The organism is Streptomyces sp. NPDC096013 (genome assembly GCF_044763565.1).
Classification (GTDB): Bacteria; Actinomycetota; Actinomycetes; order Streptomycetales; family Streptomycetaceae; genus Streptomyces.
The window spans coordinates 29970-54834 of the sequence record NZ_JBIWGK010000024.1 but is presented as its reverse complement, the minus strand read 5'-3'; the positions used below and the strand labels follow the sequence as shown (position 1 = coordinate 54834).

The window sequence follows — 24865 nt, the reverse complement described above, 5'->3', positions numbered from 1 at the left end:
CAGGTGCAGGCTACCGATGGGATCACCGGCTTGCCGTGCGGGCCAGCGGCAAGAACCGGTGAAGGCCGCAGGACAGCGCACAACGCCACGGGGGAGCCGAGCCGAATGCTCCACGTGCAGACCACGGTCCGCTCAACCGTTGCCGAGGCTGCTGGGTGACATCCACCGCCGACCAGGTCCCCGAGTGAGATTTTCGCACAGTGCAAAATCTGTCGCCAGGTCTTGGGGTGGCCTTGGCCTGGAGTTGAACCGGCGCGGTGCCCTGGCTTCACGGTGGCCGGGTTCAGGGGCCGGCGTCCAGACGTACGAAGGGGATGCTCCGGCCGGCCTCTCGGAATCCACCGTCGGTGCCGTCGGGTGACAGGCCTATGAACGCGCAGAGGCGTCGTGCGGCCCGTCGATGACAACGCGCGTAGCGGGCCATGATCTCGGCGCCCTCGTCCGGTGTGAGGAAGCGGGCCGTGACCGCGTGATGGCGGGTGCCCGCCATGATGAACGTCTTGGGTTCCGCGCGCAGATTGCTGTACCAGGCCGCCTGCGGACCGAAGCCGGACGCGATGGTCCAGCTGCTCTTGTCCGGTGCGCGCTCCACCACCTCCAGGACCACGTGGCGGTCGAGTCCGGTGATGCGGCCCACATGATGCAGCAGGAGCAGCCGACCTCGGAAGATCCAGCCCAGGCCGCAGCGGAAGAGCGGTATCGGCAGGCGGGCAAGTAACCGCCGCCAGCCGATGGGGAGTTGGGGGCGTTTTGGTGAAGTAGGTCTGTGGGGCATCTTTCCCTTCCGGCGTCGGACTTGTCGGCTCCCGGCCTCTGTTGGGTAAAAGGCTGGGCCGTGAATGTCTTCATCGCGCGAACCTTTGCATAGCCTAAATGAGGGGAGGGGTGTCTGTGCCACAAGGGATCAGACGGCTCTCGTGCGCTGGAACTTCTCTGGAGGACGCATGAACGGGCAGAAGTCGACGCAGAGTTCTGCGGTGCTGTCCTGGATGCCGGTGGCGGCGATAGTTGTGGTGGCAGGGGTGGACGTCGTTGCCGGTCCCGGGGTGGGACTCCTGCCGCTGGTCTCGCTGGGGCCGGCGTTCTCCGGGCTGGTCGGCGGGTGGCGGCGTACGACGCTGATCGGTGCGCTGGCTCTGCTCGTGTGTGTGGCGCTCGGGATGTACGACGGGCTGTTCGAGGAGCGCCGGGGGTTCACCGCCATGGCTTCGGTGGCGGGTGTGACGGGGGTGGGTATCGCGGCTGCGGTGACGCGGTCGCGCCGGGAGGCGGAACTGGCCAGTGTCCGGTTGATCGCGGAGGTGGCTCAGCGAGTGCTGCTGCGGCCGGTGCCGACGACCGCGGGCCCGTTACGGGCGGCGGTGTCCTACACATCTGCGGTCGCGGAGGCGCGTATCGGCGGGGACCTGTACGAGATGGTGGCCTCGCCGCACGGGATCAGAGTGATCGTGGGAGACGTGCAGGGCAAGGGGCTGGCCGCGGTGGAGACGGCCGCCGTGGTCCTCGGCGCCTTCAGGGAGGCGGCGCACGACGAAGTCGACCTGGTCGGGCTGGGGGAGCGTCTGGAGCGCAGCGTGTCCCGGGAGTTGGAGGGCGAGAAGTTCGTCACCACGGTTCTTGCCGAGATCGGCTCGGACGGTGAGGTCGTATTCCTCAACTACGGTCATCCGGCTCCCATGGTCGTACGCCAGGACGGCACGGTCGACTTCCCGCAGCCGCCCGTGTACGCCCTCCCTCTGGGACTCGGTGCCCATGGCACGGAAGGGCCGCAGTCGTATCGGGTGGACTTCGCCCCCGGCGAGCAGCTGCTGTTGTATACCGACGGTGTCACCGAGGCCCGGGACGCGGACGGTTCCTTCTACCCTCTCGCTGAGATGGCGGGCCTGCTCAAGGAATCCGACGCGGGCCACGCCCTGGAGGCGCTGCGCGAGGACCTGGTGCGCCATGTCGCAGGGCCGCTCCACGATGATGCCGCGATGCTCCTGCTGCGCTACCACGGTCATGGGGAAGGAAAATCTGTTCCCATCGGGTGAGGGGGCATCACCTTTGGCAAGGTAGAAAGGACGCATGCAGGAGCGTGAGAACCCCGCGGGGGCGATGGACGACGTCGATGCGGTCACCCGAGCGGTGCTGACCGCGTCCCGGCTGCTGGTGGCGGTCTCGGCCCGCTCGCTCGCCGCCGTCGAGGAAGGGGTGACGCTGCCCCAGTTCCGGATGCTGGTCGTGCTGTCCACTCGTGGCGCCACCAAGCTGGTGACCCTGGCCGACCTGCTGCAGGTGGCACCGTCCACGGCGATGCGGATGGTGGACCGGCTGATCGCGGCCGGTCTCGCCGACCGGCAGACCAATCCCGGCAACCGCCGCGAAACGCTGCTGCAGCTCACCGAGGAGGGTCGGCGCACGGTCGAGGACGTCACCGCCCGGCGCCGCTCCGAGATCGTCGCCATCGTCGAGCGGCTCTCCCCGATTCAGCGTCTGGCGCTCGTCGAGGCCCTGGGCGCCTTCAACAAGGCGGGGGGCGAACCCTCTGCTCCCGCCCTGGACGACCCTGAACCATATCCTCTCGGCTGGGTCGTCGACGGCGTGACGGCCCACGACACCTGACGGCTCCCCGGCCGCTCGTCACGATTCCCGGACGGCGGTGTTCTGGGCCCAAGGAAACCGTGAACGTCAACTCCCCTGTCTTGCCGCGGCAACACGCGCGACGGGCCGGTGTCCGGTCGCGGGTGTTCCTCCGAGCGACGGAATGAACGGCCGCCGACGGACGGGAAGAGTACGGCGGTATGAGACGCGTGCCCCTGAGAGGTCACCACTCGTCCTCGTCCGAACGTCACCTGACGGCGTACTTGCGCGCCATGGTGTGGGGCCCGGCGGAGTTCGTCGGGCGGCCACCTGGTGGCTCGTGGGGGAGGGGCTCCTGGCCGGGGGCCTCGGTGCCGGGCTGATCGTCGGTACCGTGCTCTTCGGGGCGTGGTCGGGGCGACCTTCGTTGGCCGATGAAGAGGCGAGCCTGGTGTGTACTGGGTCGTTGAGCGTTTATCTGTCCGTCGTGAGGGCCGGACGTGCGCTGATCGGCATCGTCGCGTTGCTCGATGTGTGTCTCGCTCTCCAGGCCCCGGAAGCAGCGGCCGGGGTAGTGCTGGCCGAGCGGGGGCACGTGCAGTCCGTGGTGGTGACTTCCGTCGAAGACCGGGCGGCCACAGGCGGGCACGCCCTCTCTTGTGTTCGGTGCCGGACCGCGACGGCAGCCCCCTCAAGGCCCGCATCTGGCGCGGCTGCGGAGAAGCCACCCGGCCCGGAGACGCGCTCGCAGTCGTGTCCGACCCCGAGGGACGGGTATCCCCGCGCGGTGCGCAGACGGGGTCCGCTGTGCCGGGGCTGCTGCGCGGCCTGGCTCCGTGGGCCGTGATCCTCGTGGCCGCGAGCGTGATCGCCGCCGTCCGCTCCTACCGGCTCTCCGTGCTTTCCATCGCCTTGGCGTCTCCCGGGCGGGGCATCGTCGCGAACTGTTGATCATCCAGCCGTCGGGGTGGGTGCGGGCGAGGCGGTGTTGACGTTCAGGTCGGGGCGGGAGGTGAGTGCGACGAGGGGTGCGCCTGCCTGCGGCGGGGGCGGGGTCACCTGGTCCTTGGGGAGCTTGGGCGGGGTGCTCTGCTGGAAGTTGACCTGGTCGAAGTTGACCACGCCGGTCTTCTCCAGCACGGTGATGTGATCCAGGACCGTCTCGTTGGCGAGGTCGGCGAGAGCGCGGACCATGGTGTTCGTGTTGGTGGCGCGGATCTTGGCGATGGCCGGGAAGATCTGGCCGTGGGTGACGCGCATGATGTTGGCGGCGGTGGTGTCGAACTGGGTGCCCGACTGGGCGGCGGAAGTCGCCACGAACTGCTGCTGTTGAGGGGTGGCCTGGTTGGGAAGGGTGATGTTCAGCTCAAGGGCGATCTTGCGGCACAGCTCGTCGAGGCCGGCATGGCCGACGATCAGATGTCGGCCGGCTTCCCTCATCTCCTCCGTGGAGCCCTTCTTCAGCGCGATTTCCCCCAGCGGGTACTCCCACAGTCCGGCCGAACGGACCTTGACGACGAAGTCGCGGTCGGCCTCGGTGAGCGGGCCGTAGCGGGTGCTGGCGATGATGCGTGAGGGGATGCCGGAGGTGTTCTGCACGCCGAGCATCGCGGGGTAGGCGAGGGCGCTGCGAGTCACGCCCAGGGCACCGACCACGAAGGCGGTTCCTGCCGTGTTGCGGGAGATGGGCATGCGGCCTCCAAGTGAGAGCGGCTCGCACGCCAGGGGGTACGGACAGGCCGGCCGGTCCGATCATTGCTCTGAGTAAATTTTGCATGCCGTCATATGGAGTGCGTCACATAGTTGACGTCATCCGGTGGTGGGGGAGGCGGACGGTGAGGGTGCCGCGGCAGGGTCCGCCGGGCCTGTCGGTACTCCGGCGGTCGGCAGTCCGGGGGGCACGGTGAGGGTGACCAGGGGTGCTCCCGGTTGCGGCACCGGTGGTGTGACCTGGCTGGCGGGCAGCTTCGGCGGGGTCGTCTCCTGGAAGTTGACCTGGTCGAAGTTGACCAGCCCGGTCTTCTCCATCTGGGTGATGTGGTCCAGGACCACGTCGTTGGCCTGGTCGGCCAGTGCGCGCACGAGGGTGTTCTCGGTGGTGGAGCGGATCTTGGCGATGGTGTTGAAGATCGAGCCGTGGGTGATGCGCAGGGTGTTGGCGAAGTCGGTGTCGAACTGCTTTCCGGTGTCCGACTTGAACTTGTCCAGGAAGCCTTGCTGCTGCGGGGTGGGCTGGTTGGGGATGGTGATGTTCAGTTCGGGGGCGATCTTCCGGCAGGAGGCGTCGAGTGCGGCGTGCCCGATGACCAGATGCCGGCCGGCCTCGCGCACGGCCGCGGTCGTCCCTCTCTGCATGGCCAGATCCCCGGAGGGGCCTTCCCACAGTCCGGCGGAGCGCACGAAGACCACGAAGTTGCGGTCGGCCTCGGTGAGCGGACCCCACTGGGTGTTGGCGATGATGCGGGATGGATTGCTGGACGTGTTCTGCACCCCGAGCATGCTCGGGTAGGCCAGAGCGGCGAGCGTGACACTCAGAGCGCCGCCCACGAAGACGGTTCCGAGCGTGCTGCGCGAGATGGGCATCGTGCCTCCTGGAGCGGACAGCGGTACGTCGGCAGGTACGGGTCCGCAACGGAAAGAAAACCCTTGCTCCAGGTAAAGATTGCACTATGCCATTTCGTGTCCTGCGGGAAGTTACCCGCGACGACGTCCTCACCTACATCAAGACACTGCACGGCCACCAGCGCCACGACCAACTCGTCGCCCTGCGCTCGCTGTTCACATGGGCCAAGCGGAACGGCCTGATCTTCCGCAACCCCACCAGTCGGATCAAGGTCGGGCAGTACGAGTAGGCCGTGCTGCAACCGCTCGTCCCCGAGCAGGTCGACCGCTCCGTCGCCGCGGCCACCACCCCGGCGACGCGGCTCATCCTCGCCTTCGCGGCGGTCCACGCCGCCCGAGTCGCCCTGATCGCCACCCTCATGCTCGACGATGTCGGCCTCGGCAACCGTCGCCTGACCATCGCCGGACGCGCCCGCCCCCTTGACGACCTCACCTTGAAGCTGCTGCTGGACTGGCTGGAACACCGGCGCCGCCGATGGCCGAACACCGCGAACCTCCACCTACTGATCAACAACCAGACCGCTACGAAGACCAGCCGCGCCAGCAACCACTGGATCAGCGCCGCGATGCGCGGACAGGACGCGACGCTGGAACGGCTCCGCGTCGACCGACAACTCGAAGAGGCCCTGACTCACGGGCCCGACCCGCTCCACCTCGCCGAGGTGTTCGGGCTCGACGAGAAGACCGCCATGCATTACGCGGCCTCCGCACGAGCCCTGTTGGAACAGGCCGCTGAACAGCAGCTTCGATGAAACCCGCTCGACCGGGACGCACCGTGAAGGGAATCATGAGCGAGTGACGTCGACCGAAGCAGCAGCAATCGCTCTAAAGGACCATGCCGCCCTCTGGAGCATGGGGGAAATCCGCGCCAGCGACGTCGTCAATGCCGCCTGTGATGCGCTCGTCGCCGGACTCGACACTCCCGGCCTTCGAATCCTCGCCGCCTGCACGCGCGCCGAGGCGGACTACGACGTCCACGACTTGCTTCCCGCAGCACTCGACGAACTCGGCCTCACCTTCTATCCGATCGCCAGCGAGGCCGGCAAAGGAGCCGCCGCCCGAGCCCTCGCACGCCGCATGCTCGCCGGCGAGCTCACGCCTCGGGAGTTCACTTTCCGGATTCACCAGCGCTACGGACATGAGCTGCCCCTGACTGAGCGGCTCGCCGAACTCGACGATGAGTACGACGTCCTCGAATACGACGACAGGACCGTGGACCAGGTCGATACCGAGGTCACGACCGAAGCCCGCCGCCTCGTGACCCACCCCACGGTTCCCGCCGAACCCACGGACACGCCCAGCTGATGCGCACGAACCGACCCGCGAGTTCCCGTTGAACAGGCTTCAGTTTCCCTGAACCCACGGGGCTCTCAGGGGGTGAGTTACATCCGCTCCTTCCAGCCGACGCGGACCAGCCAGCCGTTGACCGGCCAGGCCGTGAAGAAGCCCACGATCATGGCGAGCTGCATCAGTAGCCAGTACGAGGCCGTGGTCTTCGCCAGTCCTGGGGTGAAGAGGATCACCTGGTAGCCCCACATGCTGGCGAACAGGCCGATCTGGAAGGCGACGATGGAGAACGTGTCGGCCTTGACCGCCGTCCATAGGCCCTGAGCGGGGCCGATGTCACGCATGGGGGCGATGGTGAAGTACTGGAACCCGCTGCCCAGCAGCCAGGCGAAGGCGAAGTCCAGGAGAAAGTCGGGGTACAGAGCCTTGCCCGCGATCGTCAGGCCGGTCGCCCGCACCAGCCACTCGCCGCCGAGGTCGCCCAGGACGCAGCCCGCGCCGCAGTGGCTGACGGTCTTGACGGACGTGACCCACTCAGGCAGCTTCTCCGGATCCGGCTCGCCCTCCCGCTCGATCACCGGACGGCAGGTGCGCCGACCATGAGGGAGGTAGAACCACAGGGCGGCCGGACCCCAGTACAAGGCCGTGACCGGGTACACCAGATGCATGATCCACATCTGCTGGCGGTAGCCGCGCAGTGCCATGTCCGCCGCGATCGCCACAGCGCTCGCCCCGGCCAGGCCGGCCCAGCCGAGCATCTCCAGCCAGATCGGAGGCTGGTGATGGGGTTCCGTGATGATCACTTCTCGTGGAGGCGGGCGGTCGCCACGCGCCCAGGCCGCATGATGCGTATCTTGCGATTCTCGCAGGAGGGGCAGCGGGGCGACTGCAGCGGTGACGGCACCCGCCTGCCGTCGAGGTGGTAGACGGCGTTGATCTGTGCCTCTTCGTCCACGGTCACGTCGATGTCGTAGGTGTCCTCCCAGCCGTGGCCGCAGTCGAGGCACACGAACGAGTAGGGGCGCTGGACATGGTCTGTATGCATGAACCACCTCATTGGTGATGATTCGGGCGTCAAACCCCGTGTATCCAGTTTTGCATAGTGCAAAAGTTAATGTCGGGTTCGGCAGCGCGGGGTCGGGCACCGTCAGGGGGCCGCGTGTACCGCGCGCAGCGCGCTCTGGTGGCTGAGCCAGCCGACCGGTTTGCCGTGCTCCGAGTCGAGGACCGGAACGCCGGTTCCGGCGGCCGACAGCAGCGCGTGCAGGGCCTGAGCCAAGGGCTGATCTGCGGTGACAGCGGCGGGAGGTTCGGCGAGCTGTCCGACCTGGGTCGGGGCGTCCTCCGGCTGTTCGGCGAGGGCCTCGGCCACCGCCTGTGCGGTGACGACCCCTGCGTAGGCGCCTGAGTCGTCGATCACCGGAAGGGCGCCATGCCCGGACAGGCTCAGCAGATCGGCGGCGTCTGCCAGCGCCGTGGAGGTGGCCAGGGGGGAGGGCAGCGGTTCCATCACGGCGCCGACGTGCTGGGTGCCGATCCGGGCGCCAGGGGCGGGGCCTTCGAGGTCGATGCCGCGACGGCGCAGCTTCAGGGTGTAGATGGTGTCTCGGGTCAGCAGGCGGCTGGTGGCGGTGGCCAGCACGATCGCCAGCATCAGCGGCAGGATGATCGAGTACTCGCCCGTGAGCTCGAAGAGGATGACCACGGCCGTGATCGGTGCGCGGGCCGCGCCGGCGAACACGGCGCCCATGCCGACCAGTGCGTACGCGCCGACCGCGCCGGCGGAGTGGGGCAGCAGGTGGTGGACACCGATGCCGTACGCCGAGCCCAGCATCGCCCCGATGAACAGGCTGGGGGCGAAGACCCCGCCCGAGCCGCCGATCCCGATGGTCAGGCTGGTCGCGAGCATCTTGCCCGCGAGCAACAGGAGCAGGAATCCGACGGCGTAATGGCTTTCGGTCGCCTTCTGCAGCACGGGGTAGCCGACGCCGTACATCTGCGGCAGAGCCAGCAGGAGCGCCCCGAGGGCCAGCCCGCCGACGGCCGGACGCAGCCACTCCGGGCCCCGCCAGACCCAGTCGCAGGCGTCCTCGATCAGATACAGGAACCGCGAGAAGCCCACCCCCACCACAGCGGCACCGACGCCGAGCGCGGCGAACAGCCCGTACTGGGCGAGGTGGTCGACATGGAAGTCGGGCAGGCTCAGGAAGGCGGCGTCACCGAACGCGGCCCGCCCGATGACGCTCGCCGTCACGCTGGCCAGCACGGTGGCACCGAAGGCTTCGGCGGTGAAGGTGCCCAGGATCAGCTCCATGGCGAAGAACACACCGGCCAGCGGTGCGTTGAAAGTGGCCGCGATACCGGCCGCCGCACCACATGCGACCAGCAGTTTCATCCGCCCCTCGGTCACCTGCGTCACCCGGCCGAGGGTGGAGCCGAGCGCCGAGCCGATCTGCACGATCGGTCCCTCCCGGCCCACCGAACCGCCCGAGCCGATGCACAGAGCGGAGGCGAGGGTCTTGACGACGGCGACCTTCGGGCTGATCCGCCCGCCGCGCTGGGCGACGGCCAGCATCACCTCGGGCACCCCGTGCCCGCGCGCCTCCTTGGCGAACCGGTTCACCAGCGGCCCGTACAGCAGACCGCCGACCACCGGCGCAAGGAGCACGAAGTACGGGCCCAGCCACGGTACGTGCGGATTGCTCGCGCCGGGGGCTGCCGCGTAGTCGGCATGACCGGAGAACAGGCGCGTGAACGTCCTGATGCACCAGCGGAAGACGACCGAGCCCGCTCCGGCTCCGGCGCCGACCGCCACGGCCAGCGCCATCAGGCCCCAGGGGGCGGTGCGCAGTCCCGCGAGCCTCGGTGCGGGTGTGAAACCACTGGTTGTGCTGATGGACACGTACTTCCCGTCAGTCGTTGCCGGTATGGCGCTCATCGCTGCCCCTTTCCCACCTTTGCATTATGCAAAACGAGTCAAGGGTGCGCGTCACCGGCCGTAGTCTGCCGATCGGGGCCGAAGGGCCCGGCAGGTTCAGGTTGGGTCGGGGGAGAGTGGGTGAAAGCACGAGACGCGGGCGATGAACAGTGAACAGCCAGGTGTCCCCACGCTCATCGTGGTGAGTGTCGACGGGGCCGAGACGGGCCGGGCGGTTCCTGTGCTGAGCGTCCCGCCAGGCGGGACTGACCGGTGAGCGGCTGCGCCCTGCGCAAGCGGGGCGGATGGCTGCGACCTACGGCATGCCCGCGACTGCTCCGACGCGGACTTCGGGATACAGACCCGCCGGAAGCTACGGGTCACGGTCAAGGAGTACCTGGGGGAGCATCCGGGCGTACCGGTCGACCCCCAGGCCGTCGAAGGCCATCCGGCGGCGGAGCCGACCGGGGCGGCCAGGGGGGCAGCCTGCTGGTCGCCGGAAGCCACCAGCGCGGCGCCATCGCCGGGATGCTCTTCTCGGAGGGGTGTTCCTCGGCTCAGTCAGCCAGTACCGGGTGTGCCACGTCGCCTGGCCGGTCTACGTCGTCTGGGCCGGCAGTGGCTTCCCTTCCTACGGGTGTCAGTTCGCTTCGGCATGCGTCTCGACGTCCTCGATGCCGCTGGGGCGCCCTGCCCGTGTCCACCGGACGTACAGTCCGGCCGCGATGAGAAGGGTGGCGGCCAGGGAGAGCAGGGGCCAGCCGCGCAGCAGGTTCACCGCGAGGGTGAAGGCGACGGCCCCGGCGGCCAGGCCGTTGACCCAGGCAAGGACGGTCTTCTGTTCGCGGGTGGCGAAGCGGGCCATGGCCATCAGCCCCACCAGGAAGCTGACGAACACGGCGACGGCGTAGAACAGGACCAGTTCCTGCTCCTGGCCCGCGGCGGCGACGATGATCAGCGCGGCTGCGGCGAGGTAGACGACGACCGACCAGTACGGGGTGTGGTGCCGGTTGGTCCGGCCGAGTACCGGGGGCAGTACCCCGGGCTGTTCGGCCGTGCCCGACAGTGCCTTCAGCAGTCCGGGTCCGGCTTGGAAGGAGGAGCTGGCGGCGGCGAGCAGCAGCAGTGAGCTGGTCAGCTGGAAGGCGCCGTAGAGCTGGCCCGGTCCGGCTGCGGCGTGGGCGATGTCGGCGATCTGGGTGGAGTCGGTGGCTGGGATGCCGACGTGCAGGTGGACAGCGAGTGCGGTCAGGGCCAGGGTCAGGCCGCCGACGATCACGACCAGCAGTGCGAGGGTGCCGCGGCCGAAGCGGCGGCGGTGGGTGTCGTCGAGCTGGCCGAGCTGGGCGATGGCGGTCGACGGCGCCTCGATGCCGGTGGCCAGGGCCATAGCGACCGGGAAGGCCAGGACCACCGCGAGTGCTGCCGAGCGGCCGGGGTCCGTGGCGGCAGCGGCGTGGCCGGTGGCGTGGGGCGAGGTGAAGCCCAGGATCAGCACGGCCACGGAGATGACGACGAACGCGACGGTCATGACGGCGAACAGCAGTCGACCGCCGTGCCCGAACCAGGTCAGCCCGGCCACCACGACGAGCAGCACCATGGCCAGCGGTATGCGCCACGCGGCCAGCCCCGGGAACAGGGCGATCACCGCGCTGGCTGCCGCCGAGATCGAGATACCGATGGTCAGCACGAAGTCCACGACCAGCGCGCCGATGGGCAGGAAGGTCCAGCGCGGCCCGAAGGCCCGACCGGCCGCCGCCGCCGCGCCACCGCCCTTGGGGAAGCGCCGTACCAGTTGCCAGTAGTTGGCGGTGACGACCACGACGAGCCCGACGACCAGGCTCATCGTCGGCAGCAGCAGCGCCAGATCCCCGTGCAGGGCACGCAGCGCGGCCTCGATCGCGTACGCGACGGAGGAGACCGGGTCGGCGATCACCGCGAAGGCGAAACCGAAGAAGAGAACGGAGCGGCGCGGGCCACGGCCGCGCTCAGCGAGGGGCGGGGCTGTCGCGACGGCAGCGGTCGGCTTTGACGAGGTCACGCGAAGACCTTCCTGGGGATGGTTCGTTCAGGACACTTCGCCGACCCGTCTTCCCGGCACACCGCTCATGACAATACGTCAGGAGACCGTCAGCGAGGCGTTAGGGAAGTATCAAGATTCCCCGCCTCCGGGTGGCCCGGACAGGACCTTCTTGCCCCGAGCTTTGCATAATGCAAAAGTGGGGGAGAGATGAACGCCCAGGGAGTGGAGAGGCGAAACGCATCGATGAGAGCAGTGATCTGCGGAGCCGGTATCGCCGGGCTGTCGCTGGCCGGCCGCCTGCACAGCATGCTCGGCTGGGAGATCGTAGTCCTGGATCAGGCTCAGCAGCCCCGCACCGAGGGATACATGATCGACTTCTTCGGACCGGGCTACGCCGCGGCCGAGGCCATGGGCGTGCTGCCCTGGCTGGAAGAGCTGGGCTATCCGGTCGCCGAGGCGGCCTTCCTGGACGACGACGGCCGGTGTCGCGCGCGGCTCGACTACGGCCGGTTCGCCCGTTCCCGGTCGCCGCGATCTGCCACGTGCCGTGGACGCTGGTCGAGGCGGGCGTGCTCTCGGGCCGCACACTGACCTCGTGGCCGAGTCTGCGCTCGGACATCCGCAACGCGGGCGGACCTGGGTTGACGAACAGGTACACGTCTGTGACCAGGGGTCCAACACGCTGGTCACCAGTCGCAAGCCGGACGATCTGAAGGCGTTCTGCGAAGCCCTGCTCACCGAGTTCGCGAAGGCCGGCATCGAGGTCTGACGCGTCGGCCCCGGACGTTAGCTGCCTCGATCAAGGGGCACTCGACCGGTTGCGTCCGAGCGGTCCTCCCGGTCGGGGCCATCGTTGAGGGGAGCAGTAGGTGAGCGAGGCACGTGGATCGGAGTCGCCGCTGGACAGGCGTGCTCTGGAGCGGGCGCTCCGCGAGCGGGTCGACGGCGAGGTGCGCTTCGATGCGGGCAGCAGGGGCGCCTACGCGACGGACGGCTCGAACTACCGGCAGGTCCCCATCGGGGTCGTCGTCCCCCGCACGATCGACGCCGGCGCCGAAGCGGTCGCGGTCTGCGCCGATTTCGGGGCGCCGGTGCTCTCCCGGGGCGGCGGGACGAGCCTGGGCGGCCAGTGCACCAACATCGCCGTGGTCATCGACTGGACGAAGTACTGCCACAAGGTGCTCTCCATCGACCCCGAACGGCGTACCTGCCTCGTCGAACCCGGCATCGTGCTCGACGAACTCAACCGCCACCTCTCCGACCACCAGCTTCAGTTCGGCCCCAAGCCGTCCACCCACAGCCACTGCTCCCTCGGCGGCATGATCGGCAACAACTCCTGCGGCGGCTCCGCCCAGGCCTACGGCAAGACCGTCGACAACGTCCGGCGCCTGGAGATCCTCACCTACGACGGCACCCGCTGCTGGGTCGGCCCCACGACCGACGAGGAGTACGCCGAGATCGTCGCCGCCGGCGGACGGGTCGCCGAGATCCACCAGGGGCTACGGCAGATCATCGACCTCACGATGGCTGACGTACGGCGCGGATTCCCCCGCATCCCGCGCCGCGTCTCCGGCTACAACCTCGACTCGCTGCTGCCCGAGAACGGCTTCGACGTGGCCCGCGCGCTCGTCGGCAGCGAGGGCACCCTCGTCACGGTCCTGCGCGCCGAACTCGACCTCGTCCCCCTGCCGCCCTGCGAAGCCCTCCTCGTCCTCGGTTACGACGACATCTGCACAGCGGCCGACGACGTGCCCCGGCTGCTCGAGCACAGCAGCCCGACCCAACTGGAGGCCCTCGACGGGCGGATGGCCCAGCTGATGCGCGAAGAGGGCGCCTACCTCGACTCGTTGAACGAACTTCCGGAGGGCGAGAGCTGGCTCCTGCTCCAGTTCACCGGGGACAGCCAGGCCGAAGTCGACGACCAGGGACGGGAATTGCTCCGGGCGCTCGGACGCGACGAGAAGGATCCGACGGTCACGTTCTCCGACGACCCGGCGCGCGAACGCAAGATGCTCAAGGCACGCGAGGCCGGACTCGGTGTCACGGCACGGCCGCCGGACGGCCGGGAGACCTGGGAGGGGTGGGAGGACTCGGCCGTGGCGCCCGAGGTCCTCAGCGACTATCTGCGCGACCTGAAGAAGCTCTTCGCCGACTTCGGCTACGACCACCCCTCCCTGTACGGGCACTTCGGGCAGGGCTGCGTGCACACCCGCATCCCCTTCGAGCTCACCACCGCCGAAGGGGTCACGCACTTCCGGGAGTTCCTCTTCCGGGCGGCCGATCTGGTCGCCTCCTACGGCGGTTCGCTCTCCGGCGAGCACGGCGACGGACAGGCACGCGGCGAACTGCTGCCGCGCATGTACGGGGAGTCGGTCGTGACCGCCTTCGGACAGATGAAGGCCCTGTTCGACCCGGACAACCGGATGAACCCCGGCAAGGTCGTCAACCCGTACAGCGTCGACGAGAACCTGCGCCTGGGACCCCTGTGGCGCCCCAACAGCCATGACACGCACTTCAGTTACCCCGACGACGACCACTCCTTCGGCCGGGCGGTGCTGCGCTGCGTCGGCATCGGCAACTGCCGTACGCACGCAGGCGGAGTGATGTGCCCCTCCTACCGGGCGACCGGAGAAGAGGAGCACTCCACGCGCGGACGGGCCCGGCTGCTGTTCGAGATGCTCGACGGCCACGCGGACTCCGCGATCACGGACGGCTGGCGCTCCACCGAGGTCCGCGACGCCCTGGACCTCTGCCTGGCCTGCAAGGGCTGCAAGTCCGACTGCCCGGTCGGCGTCGACATGGCCACCTACAAGGCCGAGTTCCTCTCCCACCACTACGAGGGACGACTACGGCCCGCCGCGCACTACTCCATGGGCTGGCTCCCGGTGTGGGCCCGGCTCTCGCGCGTGGCACCGCGCCTGGTCAACGCCGCGCTCGGCGCACCCGGCATCGCCGCGCTCGGCAAGCGCCTCGCGGGCGTGGCCGCCGAACGTGACGCACCTGTATTGGCCGAGCAGTCCTTCGTGCAGTGGTGGCAGGCGCGCGGCACTCCCGACCCCGATCCGGCCGACCCGCGCACCGTCCTGCTCTGGCCCGACACCTTCAGCACCTACTTCCACCCGAACGTCGCCAAGTCCGCGGTCCGGGTCCTGGAAGACGCCGGATTCAACGTCACCGTCCCCACCCGCTCCGTGTGCTGCGGACTCACCTGGATCTCCACCGGCCAACTTGCCACCGCGGAGCGGGTGTTGCGCCGCACGCTCGACGTGCTGCGGCCCTGGCTGGAGGCGGGCACCCCCGTCATCGGTCTCGAACCGTCCTGTACGGCCGTCTTCCGCGCCGACGCCCCCGAGCTGCTACCCGAAGACCAGGATGTGCGGCGCCTGGCCGGGCAGTTCAGGACGTTCGCCGAGCAACTCCTCAACCACACACCGGAAACCTGGCAGCCCCCGCCCCTCGCCAGGGCGGCGACCGTGCAGACCCACTGCCACCAGCACGCGGTCACCAAGGACGACGCCGACCGCGAACTGATGCGACGCGCCGGGATCGACGCCGACGTCCTGGACGCCGGCTGCTGCGGTCTGGCCGGCAACTTCGGCTTCGAGCAGGGTCATTACGACCTGTCGATGACCGTGGCGGAAGACGGGGTGCTGCCCGCCGTACGGGAGACCGACCCCGGCGCACTCGTCCTCGCCGACGGCTTCAGCTGCCGTACACAGATCGAACAGGGCGACACCGGCCGGCGCGCCCTGCACCTGGCCGAGGCCCTGGCCCTCGCCCTGGACGGCCAACACCTCCCCGCCGACCACCCCGAGAAGCTCGCCGACCGGCCCGAGGGCTCGCCCCGAGACGGCCGCCTGCTGGCGGCGGGCACGGCAGCTGTCGCCCTCGGCGCGTCGGTGGCCGGGACCTACTGGCTGCGCAACCGCTCCTCAGCACGATGAAAGGAACTCCCGTGTCCATCAAGGTGTCCGACTACGTTCTCCAGCGGCTGCGTGAATGGGATGTCGAGCATGTCTTCGCGTACGCGGGCGACGGCATCAACGGCCTGCTCGCCGCATGGGGCCGCTCCGACAACAAGCCGAAATTCGTGCAGGCGCGGCACGAGGAGATGGCCGCGTTCGAGGCCGTCGGCTACGCCAAGTTCTCCGGCAAGGTCGGCGTCTGCGTAGCGACTTCGGGCCCCGGCGCGATCCACCTCCTCAACGGTCTCTACGACGCGAAGCTCGACCACGTCCCGGTGGTGGCGATCGTGGGACAGACCAACCGCAGTGCCATGGGCGGCAGTTACCAGCAGGAGGTCGACCTGCTGAGCCTCTACAAGGACGTCGCCTCGGAGTACTGCGAGATGGTGACCGTCCCCGAGCAGCTGCCCAACGTCATCGACCGCGCCATCCGCACCGCCTACGCAAAGCGCACGGTCACCGCGATCGTGATCCCCGCCGATGTACAGGAGTTGACGTACTCGGAGCCCACCCACGCCTTCAAGATGGTCCCCTCCAGCCTCGGGCTGACGCACTCCGCGCCCGTCCCGCCGACCGCGGAACTCGCGCGCGCCGTCGAGGTGTTGAACGCGGGAGAGAAGGTCGCGATCCTGATCGGCCAGGGCGCGCGCGGCGCCCGCGCCGAGGTGGAGGAGATCGCCGACGTACTCGGTGCCGGGGTCGCCAAGGCCCTCCTCGGCAAGGACGCCCTGCCGGACGACCTCCCTTACGTCACCGGCTCGATCGGCCTGCTCGGCACCCGCCCCTCGTACGAGCTGATGCAGGAGTGCGACACCCTGCTGGTCATCGGCTCCAGCTTCCCCTACACCCAGTTCCTGCCGGAGTTCGGCAAGGCCCGCGCCGTCCAGATCGACATCGACCCGTTCATGATCGGGCTGCGCTACCCCTTCGAGGTCAACCTCGTCGGCGACGCGAAGGAGACCCTCCGCGCGCTGCTGCCGCAGCTGAAGCCGAAGAAGCACGGCAAGTGGCGGCAGAAGATCGAGAAGGACACGGCGCGCTGGTGGGAGGTCATGCAGCGGCGCGCGGCCGTCGAAGCGGACCCGATCAACCCCGAACACGTCGTGCACACCCTCGACGCGCTGCTGCCGGACGACGTCATCCTGGCCGCGGACTCGGGCTCCGCCGCCAACTGGTACGCACGTCACCTGCGGATGCGCGGGAGCATGCGCGGCTCGCTGTCCGGCACGCTCGCCACCATGGGGCCAGGGGTGCCGTACGTCATCGGCGCCAAGTTCGCCCACCCCGGCCGCCCCGCGCTGGCCATCGTGGGCGACGGGGCGATGCAGATGAACGGCCTGGCCGAACTCATCACCGCCGCGAAGTACTGGCCCGAGTGGGAAGACCCCCGGCTGATCGTCGCGGTCCTCAACAACCAGGATCTGAACCAGGTGACCTGGGAGATGCGGGCCATGTCCGGCGCCCCGCAGTTCCTGCCCTCCCAGGGGCTCCCGGATGTGCCGTACGCGGACTTCGCCCGCTCGATCGGGCTGGGCGGCATGCGGGTCGAGAAGCCCGGAGACGTGGAGGACGCCTGGCGACAGGCGCTCGGCGCCGACCGGCCGTTCGTCATCGACTTCCGCACCGACCCCGCCGTACCGCCCATCCCGCCGCACGCCAGTCTCGACCAGATCGAGGCCGCCGCCTCCGCCGTCATCAAGGGCGACAGCGACCGGGTGGGCATGATCCGCCAGGGCCTGAAGGCGAAGGTCCAGGAGATGCTCCCCGGCGGCAAGCAGCGCCAGGACGAGCCGGGGGAGTGATGACCCCGCAGAGCGGCACGCGCGGCGAACCGCCGGTGGACCGGGTCGACACCGCCGTGTACACCGTCCCCACCGACGCACCCGAGGGCGACGGCACCCTGACCTGGGACTCGACCACCATGATCGTGGTCCAGGTCAGCGGGGGCGGCGCCACGGGACTCGGGTACACCTACGGCGCGGCGGCGACCGCCCACGTCGTCGAGCAGCAACTCGCCGACGTCGTCACGGGATTGAGCGTCTGGGACGTGCCCGCCGCCAACGAGGCGATGAACCGGGCGGTCCGCAACGCCGGCCGCCCCGGCCTGATCGCCGGCGCCGTCTCGGCCGTCGACATCGCCCTGTGGGATCTGAAGGCCCGTCTCCTCGACCTGCCCCTGGTACGGCTGCTCGGCGCGAGCCGCACCGACGTACCCGTGTACGGCAGCGGCGGCTTCACGACGTACGACGAGAACCAGTTGGGCCGTCAACTGCGCGGCTGGACGGAGGAGTTGGGCATCCCCCGAGTGAAGATCAAGATCGGGGAGTCGTGGGGCGGGGCCGAGCGGCGGGACAGGGAACGGATCGCGCAGGCCCGCCGCACCATCGGCGACGCCGCGGAGTTCTACGTCGACGCCAATGGCGGGTACGGCCGCAAACAGGCGATCCGCATGGGCCGCCACCTCGACGAGCACGGCGTGACGTGGTTCGAGGAGCCCGTCTCCTCCGACGACCTGGCCGGGCTGGCGGCGATCCGGGAATCCATCACCCCCGAGGTCACCGCCGGTGAATACGGCTACACCCTCGCCTACTTCGGGCAGATGCTCGGCGCCGGAGCCGTGGACTGCCTCCAGGCCGACGCCACCCGCTGCGGCGGCCTCACCGTCTGGCTGCGTGCGGCGGCCCTCGCGGAAGCCGCCGGACTGGAACTCTCCGGGCACTGCGCCCCGCACATCCACGCGCACGCGGCCGCCGCGATCCCCAACCTGCGCCATCTGGAGTGGTTCCACGACCACACACGCATCGAGGACCTCTTCTTCGACGGCACCCTCGACCCGCACGGCGGCAGCATCCGTCCAGGCGCCGACGGCGCACCCGGCCACGGTCTGACCCTCCGCGCCGAACAGGCGGAGAAGTACCGGACCGGATAGCGGCGGAACAGGAAGTGAGTGATGACGAACATGCCGAACACGACTGGGTCGGCCGAGCACGACGCCTACCCGCCACAGGCGCTGCACGACTATGCCTTCCTCGCAGACGGCGAGCGCGGGGCACTGGTCGGCCCACGCGGGGAGATCGCCTGGCTGTGCGCCCCCCGCTGGCACAGCGGCTCGGTCTTCTCCACCCTCATCGGCGGACGCGGTCTCTACGCCGTCACACCGGCAGGCCGCTTCGTGTCCGGCGGACACTACGAAGAGGGCTCCCTGATCTGGCGCAGCCGCTGGGTCACCGAGGACGGGATCGTGGAGTCCCGGGAAGCGCTGGGGTTTCCGGGCGAGCGGGGCCGACTCGTCCTGCTGCGACGCGTGCGGGCGACCGAGGGACCGGCCCGTATCCGGGTGCTGCTGCATCCCCGCGCCGACTACGGCACCCGGCCCCTGAGTGAGGCGCGACGCGGCGACGACGGTGTGTGGACCGCACGGCTGGGCGACCTGCACCTGCGCTGGACCGGTGGCGGCGACGCCTCGCTCTCCGAAGCCGACGCCCTGGCGGGGCAGTTCACCCTCGACCTGGCGCTGGCCGCCGGACAACAGCACGACCTGGTGCTCGAACTGAGTGCGTTCCCCCTGCATGACGTCCCTCTGCCCGTCCCGTCCACCGAGTGGTCCCGCACCGAACAGGCCTGGAAGGACGCCGTACCCGGGCTCGACGACACGGTGGCCGCCCGCGACGCCCGGCAGGGGTACGCCGTGCTGCGCGGCATGACCAGCGCCGACGGAGGCATGGTCGCCGCGGCCACCACGAGCCTCCCGGAGCGCTCCGAGGAGGGACGCAACTACGACTACCGCTACGCATGGATCCGCGACCAGTGCTACGCGGGCCAGGCGGTCGCCGCAGCCGGTCAACACCCCCTGCTGGACGAGGCTGTTCGGTTCGTTGGCGCCCGCCTGCAGGAGGACGGCCCGAAACTGAAACCGGCATACACGGTTGACGGCGGCCCCGTTCCCGACCAGCGCACGCTCGAACTGCCCGGCTATCCCGGCGGATTCGACCGGATCGGGAACCACGTCAACCGTCAGTTCCAACTCGACGCGTTCGGCGAGGCGTTGCTGCTGTTCGCCGCCGCCGCGCGCCACGACCGGCTCGACCGGGACGGTCGGCGGGCCGCCGAGACCGCCGTGGCAGCCATCACCGCTCGCTGGAACGAACCGGACGCGGGCATCTGGGAGCTGGACGACCGGGCCTGGACGCACAGCCGGCTGATCTGCGCGGCGGGGCTGCGGCGGATCGCCGACGTGGCGCCGGACGCGGCCCACAGGGACGAGTGGACCGACCTGGCCGACACGATCCTCGCGCACACCACGGCGCACGCACTGCACGCCGACGGACACTGGCAACGCGCCCCGGACGACTCCGGGTTGGACGCCGCCCTGCTGCTGCCCCCGGTACGCGGACTGCTCCCGGCCGACGACCCGCGCACCCGCGCCACCCTCCACGCCTACACCGAGAACCTCGCCCGCGACCACTACGCCTACCGCTTCCGGCACGACGAACGCCCCCTGGAGGAGGCGGAAGGCGCCTTCCTCCTCTGCGGGTTCGTCACGGCACTGGCCGAACACCACCAGGAGCGGGACGTGGAGGCGCACCGCTGGTTCGAACGCAACCGGGACGCGTGCGGAGCGGCAGGCCTCTACACCGAGGAGTACGACATCGCCCAACGGCAGCTGCGCGGCAACCTGCCGCAGGCCTTCGTCCACGCCCTCATGCTCGACACCGCGGCCACCCTCGCCCGAACTCCGGCCTCTCCCGACCGACCTCCGACCCGAACAGGACGCGCATGAACCAGCAGACCGTAGTCATCACCGGGGCCAGCGCCGGCATCGGCCGGGCCACCGCGCGGCTCTTCGCCGAACGGGGCGCCAACGTCGTTCTCCTCGCACGGGGCAAGGCGGGCCTCGACGCCACGGCAGCCGACGTCGAGGAGCGAGGCGGACATGCCCTCGCCGTGCCCACCGACATGGCCGATCCCGCACAGGTCGAGGCCGCGGCCGCGGCCGCCGAAGAAGCCTTCGGTCCGATCGACGTCTGGGTCAACAACGCCTTCACGTCGGTGTTCGCACCGTTCATGGAGATCGAACCCGCCGAGTACAAACGGGTCACCGAAGTGAGCTACCTCGGCTTCGTGCACGGCACCCGGGCCGCGCTGCAGCGCATGATGCCCCGGGACGCCGGAGTGATCGTGCAGGTCGGCTCCGCCCTCGGTGACCGCTCCATTCCTCTCCAGTCCGCCTACTGCGGTGCCAAGCACGCGGTCAACGGCTTCACGTCGAGCGTGCGCACCGAGCTGATGCACCAGCACAGCGCGGTACGCATCACCGTCGTGCAGATGCCCGCCGTCAACACCCCACAGTTCTCCTGGGTGTTGACCCGGCTGCCGAAGAGCCCCCAGCCCGTACCGCCCATCTACCAGCCGGAGGTGGCCGCCCGAGCCGTCGTCAACGCGGCGGACCATCCGCACCGCAAGCAGTACTACGTCGGCGCGTCCACCGCCGCGACCATCCTCGCCAACAAGCTGGCACCCGCCCTGCTGGACCGCTACCTCGCGCGCACGGGCTACGCGTCGCAGCAGACCGATGAAAGCGACAACGATACCCGCCCGGCCAACCTGTGGGAGCCGGCGGACGAAGCCCCGGAACACGACTACGGCGCCCACGGCTCCTTCGACGAGAAGTCCCACCCCCGCTCCACGGAGGCCGCACTCGCACGACACCCCAGGCTCGTGCTGGCCGCTGCGACGGGAGCGGCGGTGGCGGGTCTGGGAGCGGTGATCCGGAGCAGGCGAGCGCGCTGAGCCCCGCCACCTCAGGGGTGAGGGAGAAACGAACGTGCTCGGCCGTCGCCAGCGGCCTGGTGCCCGACGATGACGTGTTTCCCGGAGCACGAAGGGAAGTGACGCGGGACGTCAGCCGGCGGTGAGCACGGAGTCGTCCTCGGGACGGGCGCCGGGGAGGTGGTGCCGGGCGGCGACCAGAGCGGTGTCGATGTCCCGGGTGCCGGTCGACACGCACAGGGTGTAGGCGACGTCGTCCATCCGTCGGCGTGTGGCCGGGCTGCCGTTCTCCGCATGCAGCGCGTGGAGGGTCTCGTACTGCTCGATCAGGTTCTTCAACACCGCGGGGTGGGCCATCAGCACCTGGGATCTCCATTCGCGTGTACCTGCCATGCAGGTTGACCTGTGTGGCCGAGTACCCGCTGCTCGCTCGCTCATGCGGTCGCTTTCGAGCCCCGCTTATCCGTCCGGTGCCCAGCCGGTTGCGGCGCACTGCCTGGAGAGGTCGCGTGGCGCTCCTCGCCGGATTCTCCCGGCATCCCGCTGACGACCGATGCCGCCGGTCACGCGAGCGGGCCGGTCACCTCGCCTTCGAGGTGCCGGCCGTTGCCGCATCAATTCCCGTGCTCAGGATTTCTGTTTCTTGACCGAGACAAGGTGAGCGAAGACGACGACGTTGGCCGCATAGCCTTGTTTCTTGTCGAAGTTTCCGCCGCACGTCATCAGTCGGAGTTCCGGACGCCTGGTGGCTCCGTACACCTTGTCGTCCGGGAATTTGTCCTTGGCGAACCTCTTCACCGTGTCGACGGTGAAGGCGGCGGTCGTCCCGTCGGCCCGGGTGACCTTCACCAGGTCACCCGGGTGCAGGGCGTTGAGGTTGAGGAAGATCGCCGGCCCGGTCTTGGTGTCGCGATGCCCGACGATCAGGGAAGCCCCCGCCTCACCGGGTGATGGACCGCCGCGAAACCAGCCCACCACTTTCGGCGTGCTCATCGGCGGAGCGCCCAGCCGACCCCTCTGGTCCAGGTCGAGGCCGGTCACCGGGGCCTCGATGAAGATGGCCGGGATGGCGATCTTCACCGGCAGGGAGCGCGACAGCGGTGGGTGCGGAACCTGTCGGGCTGGGGGAGCGCCGCCGCCCGCGGCGTCATTGGCACGGGCGGCGGCGACCTCGGGGGTGTCGGAGGGGTCCGAGAACGCCCAGACGGCACCGGTCACCAGCGAGAGCGTCGCACACAGCGTCATCGACAGGCGGCAGGCACGACTGGGTCCCCGTCGTCGCCGTGGTCGTCGCTGTGGGCGTCGGTGGTGGCTATGCGTCGTGGCGGGCACGGCGGCGCGCGGCTCGGCGGACCATGACGAGTGCCGCGACGGCGATCCCCCCGGCGGTCAGCGCGGTGGTGGTGCCGGCGGTCGAGTCGCTCTCCGAGCTGAGGTTCTTCATGTCCGGGACACCTCCACCGCCCGCGGGCACGCCGCCGGTGGGCTGGTGGTATTCGTGGCCGGGGCCGATGGCCGCGGGACCGCGGTTCTGCTGCTCCGGCGCGGCGAGCTTGGCGTGACGGTGGCAGTCGACCGCGAAACGTCGCTGCTTGGGGCCGGACGGAGTGGTCCACACCAACTGGTACGTGCCGTGCGGGAGAAGGTACTTCGCGCTGTGCGCCGAGCCGTTGATCAGCGGCAGCGTGCTCTGGAGAGTGTCGCCCGGCGGGATGGTCGGGGGCTGCGCGGTGATCGTCCAGGCGACCGCCGGGAACGACTCGAAGTTGCTCGCGACGAGGACGAACTCGCAGACCTCGACTCCGTCGCTGCCTCGTGAGTGGAAGTCGACCGAGCGGATGTCGATGTTGCCGCTGTCCCCCGCGGCGGCGTAGGCCGCTCCGGCTCCCGCCGCGGTGGCGCCGGCGAGGACGACTGCCGCGGCGGCACTCCCGAGGACACTACGGGAGCGGAGGAAAGAGGACATGACCATGCTGGACTCCTTCAAGCCGGAATGATTGTCGTACTTTTCGGTCGCGCCCGTAATGAATGACATGGAAAGCCAAAGAATGTGTTGAGGCGCCACTGAGAAAACAAGAAACAACTCAAATGGACCACGAGGCGATAAAGGCGTGTCCGAGGCACAGGGGGCCCCGCTCGCGGCGGGCACGGAATCCCGGGTACTCGGAGCTACGGTTCTCCCTGCCCTTGCCGCCAACGCCGTACCGGAAGCGCCCTGCCGCCGAGTTGACTCCTCTCCACGGTCGGGGGCGCCGTCGGCGGTTGCGGGCGCTCCCCGTGGTTCCCCGGTCATGACCATTGACCGAAGGACGAACGAGGAGGCGGACAGTATGCGTGCTCTGACCTGGCAGGGTCGGCGGGACGTTCGGGTGGAGACCGTCCCGGACCCCCGGATCGAACAGCCCGACGACGTGATCGTACGGATCACCTCCACCGGCATCTGCGGATCCGACCTGCACCTCTACGAAGTCCTCGGGCCGTTCCTGGACCCGGGCGACATCCTGGGCCACGAGGCCATGGGCGTCGTAGAGGCGGACGGCCCCGAGGTGCGCGCCCTCGTACCCGGGGACCGGGTCGTCATCCCGTTCAACATCTCCTGCGGCACCTACTTCATGTGCTCCCGGGGCCTGCGCTCGCAGTGCGAGACGACGCAGGTGCACGCGTACGGCTCGGGCGCCGCCCTGTTCGGCTACACCAAGCTGTACGGGCAGGTGCCGGGTGGTCAGGCGGAGTACCTGCGGGTGCCGTTCGGCAACATCTTCCGGTCAAGGTGCCCCAAGGGCCGCCCGACGACCGCTTCGTCTGTCTCTCCGACGTGCTGCCCACCGCATGGCAGGTCGTCGAGTACGCGGCGGTACCGCCCGGCGGATCGCTCACCGTGCTCGGACTTGGCCCGATCGGTGACATGGCCACGCGTATCGCCCAGCACCGGGATGTCGGCCTGGTCATCGGCGTCGACCTGGTGGCCGAACGGCTCGACGGGGCATCCGCGCACGGAGTGACCTGCCTGGACCTGCGCCGTCACGAGAAGGACCTCGGGGACGCGGTGCGGGAACTGACCGACGGGCGCGGCACCGACGCGGTGATCGACGCGGTCGGCATGGAAGCGCACGGCAACGCGGGAGCCAAGGCCGCCCAGTGGGCGACAGGGCTGCTGCCCGACGCGCTGGCCCAGCCGTTCATGGAGAGGCGGGCGTGGACCGCCTCGGCGCGCTCTACGCGGCGATCGACCTCGTACGGCACGGCGGTACCGTCTCGCTCTCCGGGGTGTACGGCGGAGCCATGGACCCGTTGCCGCTGCTGCACGGTGTCCTTGCGGAACCGCTTGCGTTGCCGGAGGGCGAGCGGGGGCCCGAGGCGGTCGATGATGCGGTCTGCTGCGGACTTGGACACCCCGAACAGCGGCGCCAGTTGGCGCAGTGTCAGGTTCGTCCGCCAGTACGCGGCGACCATCAGCACTCGGTCCTCCAGCGGCAGGCTCCACGGCCGGCCCCTGCGTATCGGATCTGCCCCCTCGCGCCGGAGGGCGGTGATCAGCCGGCCGAACTGACGCGGGCTCAGCCCGGTGAACGGGGCTATCCAGAACGGCTCCGACGCCGTGATCACACCAGACACGCGGCGATCATCCCACTACAAGATCACACACGGTGCAACTTCGAGGGCAAGGCCGCCTGCCTGCCTCGTGAGCGTGGAAATCCCTTTGCCGGGACTCGCCGCGTG

At 69.5% G+C, this 24865-nt stretch carries 22 protein-coding genes and 3 pseudogenes; 14 read left to right on the top strand and 11 right to left on the bottom strand.

Going from position 1 to position 24865, the window contains the following annotated elements; all coding sequences use genetic code 11:
• Positions 1-283: 283 nt before the first annotated feature.
• Entirely contained in the window at positions 284-775 is a 492-nt protein-coding gene (locus ACIRB1_RS43510; RefSeq protein ID WP_403469515.1) for a nitroreductase family deazaflavin-dependent oxidoreductase, read from the bottom strand.
• Between the two features lie 169 nt (positions 776-944).
• Here ACIRB1_RS43510 and ACIRB1_RS43505 point away from each other — a divergent pair, with 169 nt between their 5' ends.
• The 3 genes from ACIRB1_RS43505 to ACIRB1_RS43495 all read left to right on the top strand — a co-directional run bounded on the left by ACIRB1_RS43505 (position 945) and on the right by ACIRB1_RS43495 (position 3513).
• Positions 945-2033 (top strand): PP2C family protein-serine/threonine phosphatase, encoded by a 1089-nt coding sequence (locus ACIRB1_RS43505; protein ID WP_403469514.1) that lies wholly within the window; start codon positions 945-947, stop codon positions 2031-2033.
• 34 nt (positions 2034-2067) lie between these two features.
• On the top strand, positions 2068-2604 hold the full coding sequence (locus ACIRB1_RS43500) for a MarR family winged helix-turn-helix transcriptional regulator (RefSeq protein ID WP_403469513.1): 537 nt from the start codon (positions 2068-2070) through the stop codon (positions 2602-2604).
• Positions 2605-3228: 624 nt separating this feature from the next.
• On the top strand, positions 3229-3513 hold the full coding sequence (locus ACIRB1_RS43495; protein ID WP_403469512.1) for a hypothetical protein: 285 nt from the start codon (positions 3229-3231) through the stop codon (positions 3511-3513).
• On the opposite strand, the gene ACIRB1_RS43490 is transcribed toward ACIRB1_RS43495, so the two are convergent.
• Positions 3514-4254: a DUF4142 domain-containing protein gene (locus ACIRB1_RS43490; RefSeq protein WP_403469511.1), complete on the bottom strand. Its 741-nt coding sequence runs from the start codon at positions 4252-4254 to the stop codon at positions 3514-3516. It lies immediately after the preceding gene.
• A 117-nt stretch (positions 4255-4371) separates the two neighbouring features.
• A complete protein-coding gene (locus tag ACIRB1_RS43485) occupies positions 4372-5145 on the bottom strand; it encodes a DUF4142 domain-containing protein (protein ID WP_403469510.1) in 774 nt (257 codons plus the stop codon).
• Between the two features lie 86 nt (positions 5146-5231).
• Here ACIRB1_RS43485 and ACIRB1_RS43480 point away from each other — a divergent pair, with 86 nt between their 5' ends.
• Genes ACIRB1_RS43480 through ACIRB1_RS43470 form a run of 3 tightly spaced genes read left to right on the top strand, consistent with a single transcriptional unit; the run spans position 5232 to position 6489 of the window.
• Positions 5232-5414, top strand: coding sequence for a hypothetical protein (locus ACIRB1_RS43480; protein ID WP_403469509.1), 183 nt, complete (start codon positions 5232-5234; stop codon positions 5412-5414).
• Between the two features lie 3 nt (positions 5415-5417).
• On the top strand, positions 5418-5936 hold the full coding sequence (locus ACIRB1_RS43475; protein ID WP_403469508.1) for a hypothetical protein: 519 nt from the start codon (positions 5418-5420) through the stop codon (positions 5934-5936).
• A gap of 43 nt (positions 5937-5979) precedes the next feature.
• Positions 5980-6489 (top strand): hypothetical protein, encoded by a 510-nt coding sequence (locus ACIRB1_RS43470; RefSeq protein ID WP_403469507.1) that lies wholly within the window; start codon positions 5980-5982, stop codon positions 6487-6489.
• Between the two features lie 77 nt (positions 6490-6566).
• Here the strand turns inward: ACIRB1_RS43470 and ACIRB1_RS43465 are convergent, their stop codons facing one another.
• From ACIRB1_RS43465 to ACIRB1_RS43450, 4 genes are all read right to left on the bottom strand, one after another.
• A complete protein-coding gene (locus tag ACIRB1_RS43465; protein WP_403469506.1) occupies positions 6567-7274 on the bottom strand; it encodes a DUF4396 domain-containing protein in 708 nt (235 codons plus the stop codon).
• Positions 7271-7516, bottom strand: coding sequence for a hypothetical protein (locus tag ACIRB1_RS43460; protein ID WP_403469505.1), 246 nt, complete (start codon positions 7514-7516; stop codon positions 7271-7273). Before ACIRB1_RS43460 ends, ACIRB1_RS43465 begins: the two co-directional genes overlap by 4 nt.
• Before the next feature lie 102 nt (positions 7517-7618).
• Positions 7619-9298: a chloride channel protein gene (locus ACIRB1_RS43455; RefSeq protein WP_403469565.1), complete on the bottom strand. Its 1680-nt coding sequence runs from the start codon at positions 9296-9298 to the stop codon at positions 7619-7621.
• 730 nt (positions 9299-10028) lie between these two features.
• Positions 10029-11429, bottom strand: a complete 1401-nt coding sequence (locus tag ACIRB1_RS43450; RefSeq protein WP_403469504.1) for an amino acid permease — start codon at positions 11427-11429, stop codon at positions 10029-10031.
• A 225-nt stretch (positions 11430-11654) separates the two neighbouring features.
• Here ACIRB1_RS43450 and ACIRB1_RS43445 point away from each other — a divergent pair, with 225 nt between their 5' ends.
• The 7 genes and pseudogenes from ACIRB1_RS43445 (at position 11655) to ACIRB1_RS43415 (ending at position 21166) form a co-directional block, all read left to right on the top strand.
• A complete protein-coding gene (locus ACIRB1_RS43445) occupies positions 11655-12002 on the top strand; it encodes a hypothetical protein (protein ID WP_403469567.1) in 348 nt (115 codons plus the stop codon).
• Positions 11933-12180 (top strand): annotated as a pseudogene (locus tag ACIRB1_RS43440) (DJ-1/PfpI family protein); the annotation flags it as partial. The gene ACIRB1_RS43445 and the pseudogene ACIRB1_RS43440, both read left to right, overlap by 70 nt.
• A gap of 100 nt (positions 12181-12280) precedes the next feature.
• Positions 12281-15355 (top strand): FAD-binding and (Fe-S)-binding domain-containing protein, encoded by a 3075-nt coding sequence (locus tag ACIRB1_RS43435; RefSeq protein ID WP_403469503.1) that lies wholly within the window; start codon positions 12281-12283, stop codon positions 15353-15355.
• 11 nt (positions 15356-15366) lie between these two features.
• Complete coding sequence (locus tag ACIRB1_RS43430) at positions 15367-17178, top strand: thiamine pyrophosphate-requiring protein (RefSeq protein WP_403469502.1); 1812 nt, start codon at positions 15367-15369, stop codon at positions 17176-17178.
• Positions 17178-18305 (top strand): enolase C-terminal domain-like protein, encoded by a 1128-nt coding sequence (locus tag ACIRB1_RS43425; RefSeq protein ID WP_403469501.1) that lies wholly within the window; start codon positions 17178-17180, stop codon positions 18303-18305. The genes ACIRB1_RS43430 and ACIRB1_RS43425 overlap by 1 nt, the downstream gene beginning before the upstream one ends.
• Positions 18306-18326: 21 nt before the next feature.
• Positions 18327-20156, top strand: coding sequence for a glycoside hydrolase family 15 protein (locus tag ACIRB1_RS43420; protein ID WP_403469500.1), 1830 nt, complete (start codon positions 18327-18329; stop codon positions 20154-20156).
• Positions 20153-21166, top strand: a complete 1014-nt coding sequence (locus ACIRB1_RS43415) for an SDR family oxidoreductase (RefSeq protein ID WP_403469499.1) — start codon at positions 20153-20155, stop codon at positions 21164-21166. Before ACIRB1_RS43420 ends, ACIRB1_RS43415 begins: the two co-directional genes overlap by 4 nt.
• A gap of 111 nt (positions 21167-21277) precedes the next feature.
• Here the strand turns inward: ACIRB1_RS43415 and ACIRB1_RS43410 are convergent, their stop codons facing one another.
• From ACIRB1_RS43410 to ACIRB1_RS43400, 3 genes are all read right to left on the bottom strand, one after another.
• Entirely contained in the window at positions 21278-21508 is a 231-nt protein-coding gene (locus ACIRB1_RS43410) for a DUF5133 domain-containing protein (protein WP_403469564.1), read from the bottom strand.
• 264 nt (positions 21509-21772) lie between these two features.
• Positions 21773-22390 (bottom strand): class F sortase, encoded by a 618-nt coding sequence (locus ACIRB1_RS43405; protein WP_403469563.1) that lies wholly within the window; start codon positions 22388-22390, stop codon positions 21773-21775.
• A 67-nt stretch (positions 22391-22457) separates the two neighbouring features.
• Entirely contained in the window at positions 22458-23117 is a 660-nt protein-coding gene (locus tag ACIRB1_RS43400; protein ID WP_403469498.1) for a hypothetical protein, read from the bottom strand.
• Between the two features lie 358 nt (positions 23118-23475).
• Between ACIRB1_RS43400 and ACIRB1_RS43395 the strand changes: the two are divergent.
• Positions 23476-24448, top strand: a pseudogene (locus tag ACIRB1_RS43395) (alcohol dehydrogenase catalytic domain-containing protein); the annotation flags it as partial.
• Here ACIRB1_RS43395 and ACIRB1_RS43390 read toward each other — a convergent pair.
• Positions 24449-24760 (bottom strand): annotated as a pseudogene (locus ACIRB1_RS43390) (transposase family protein); the annotation flags it as partial.
• Between the last annotated feature and the right edge of the window lie 105 nt (positions 24761-24865).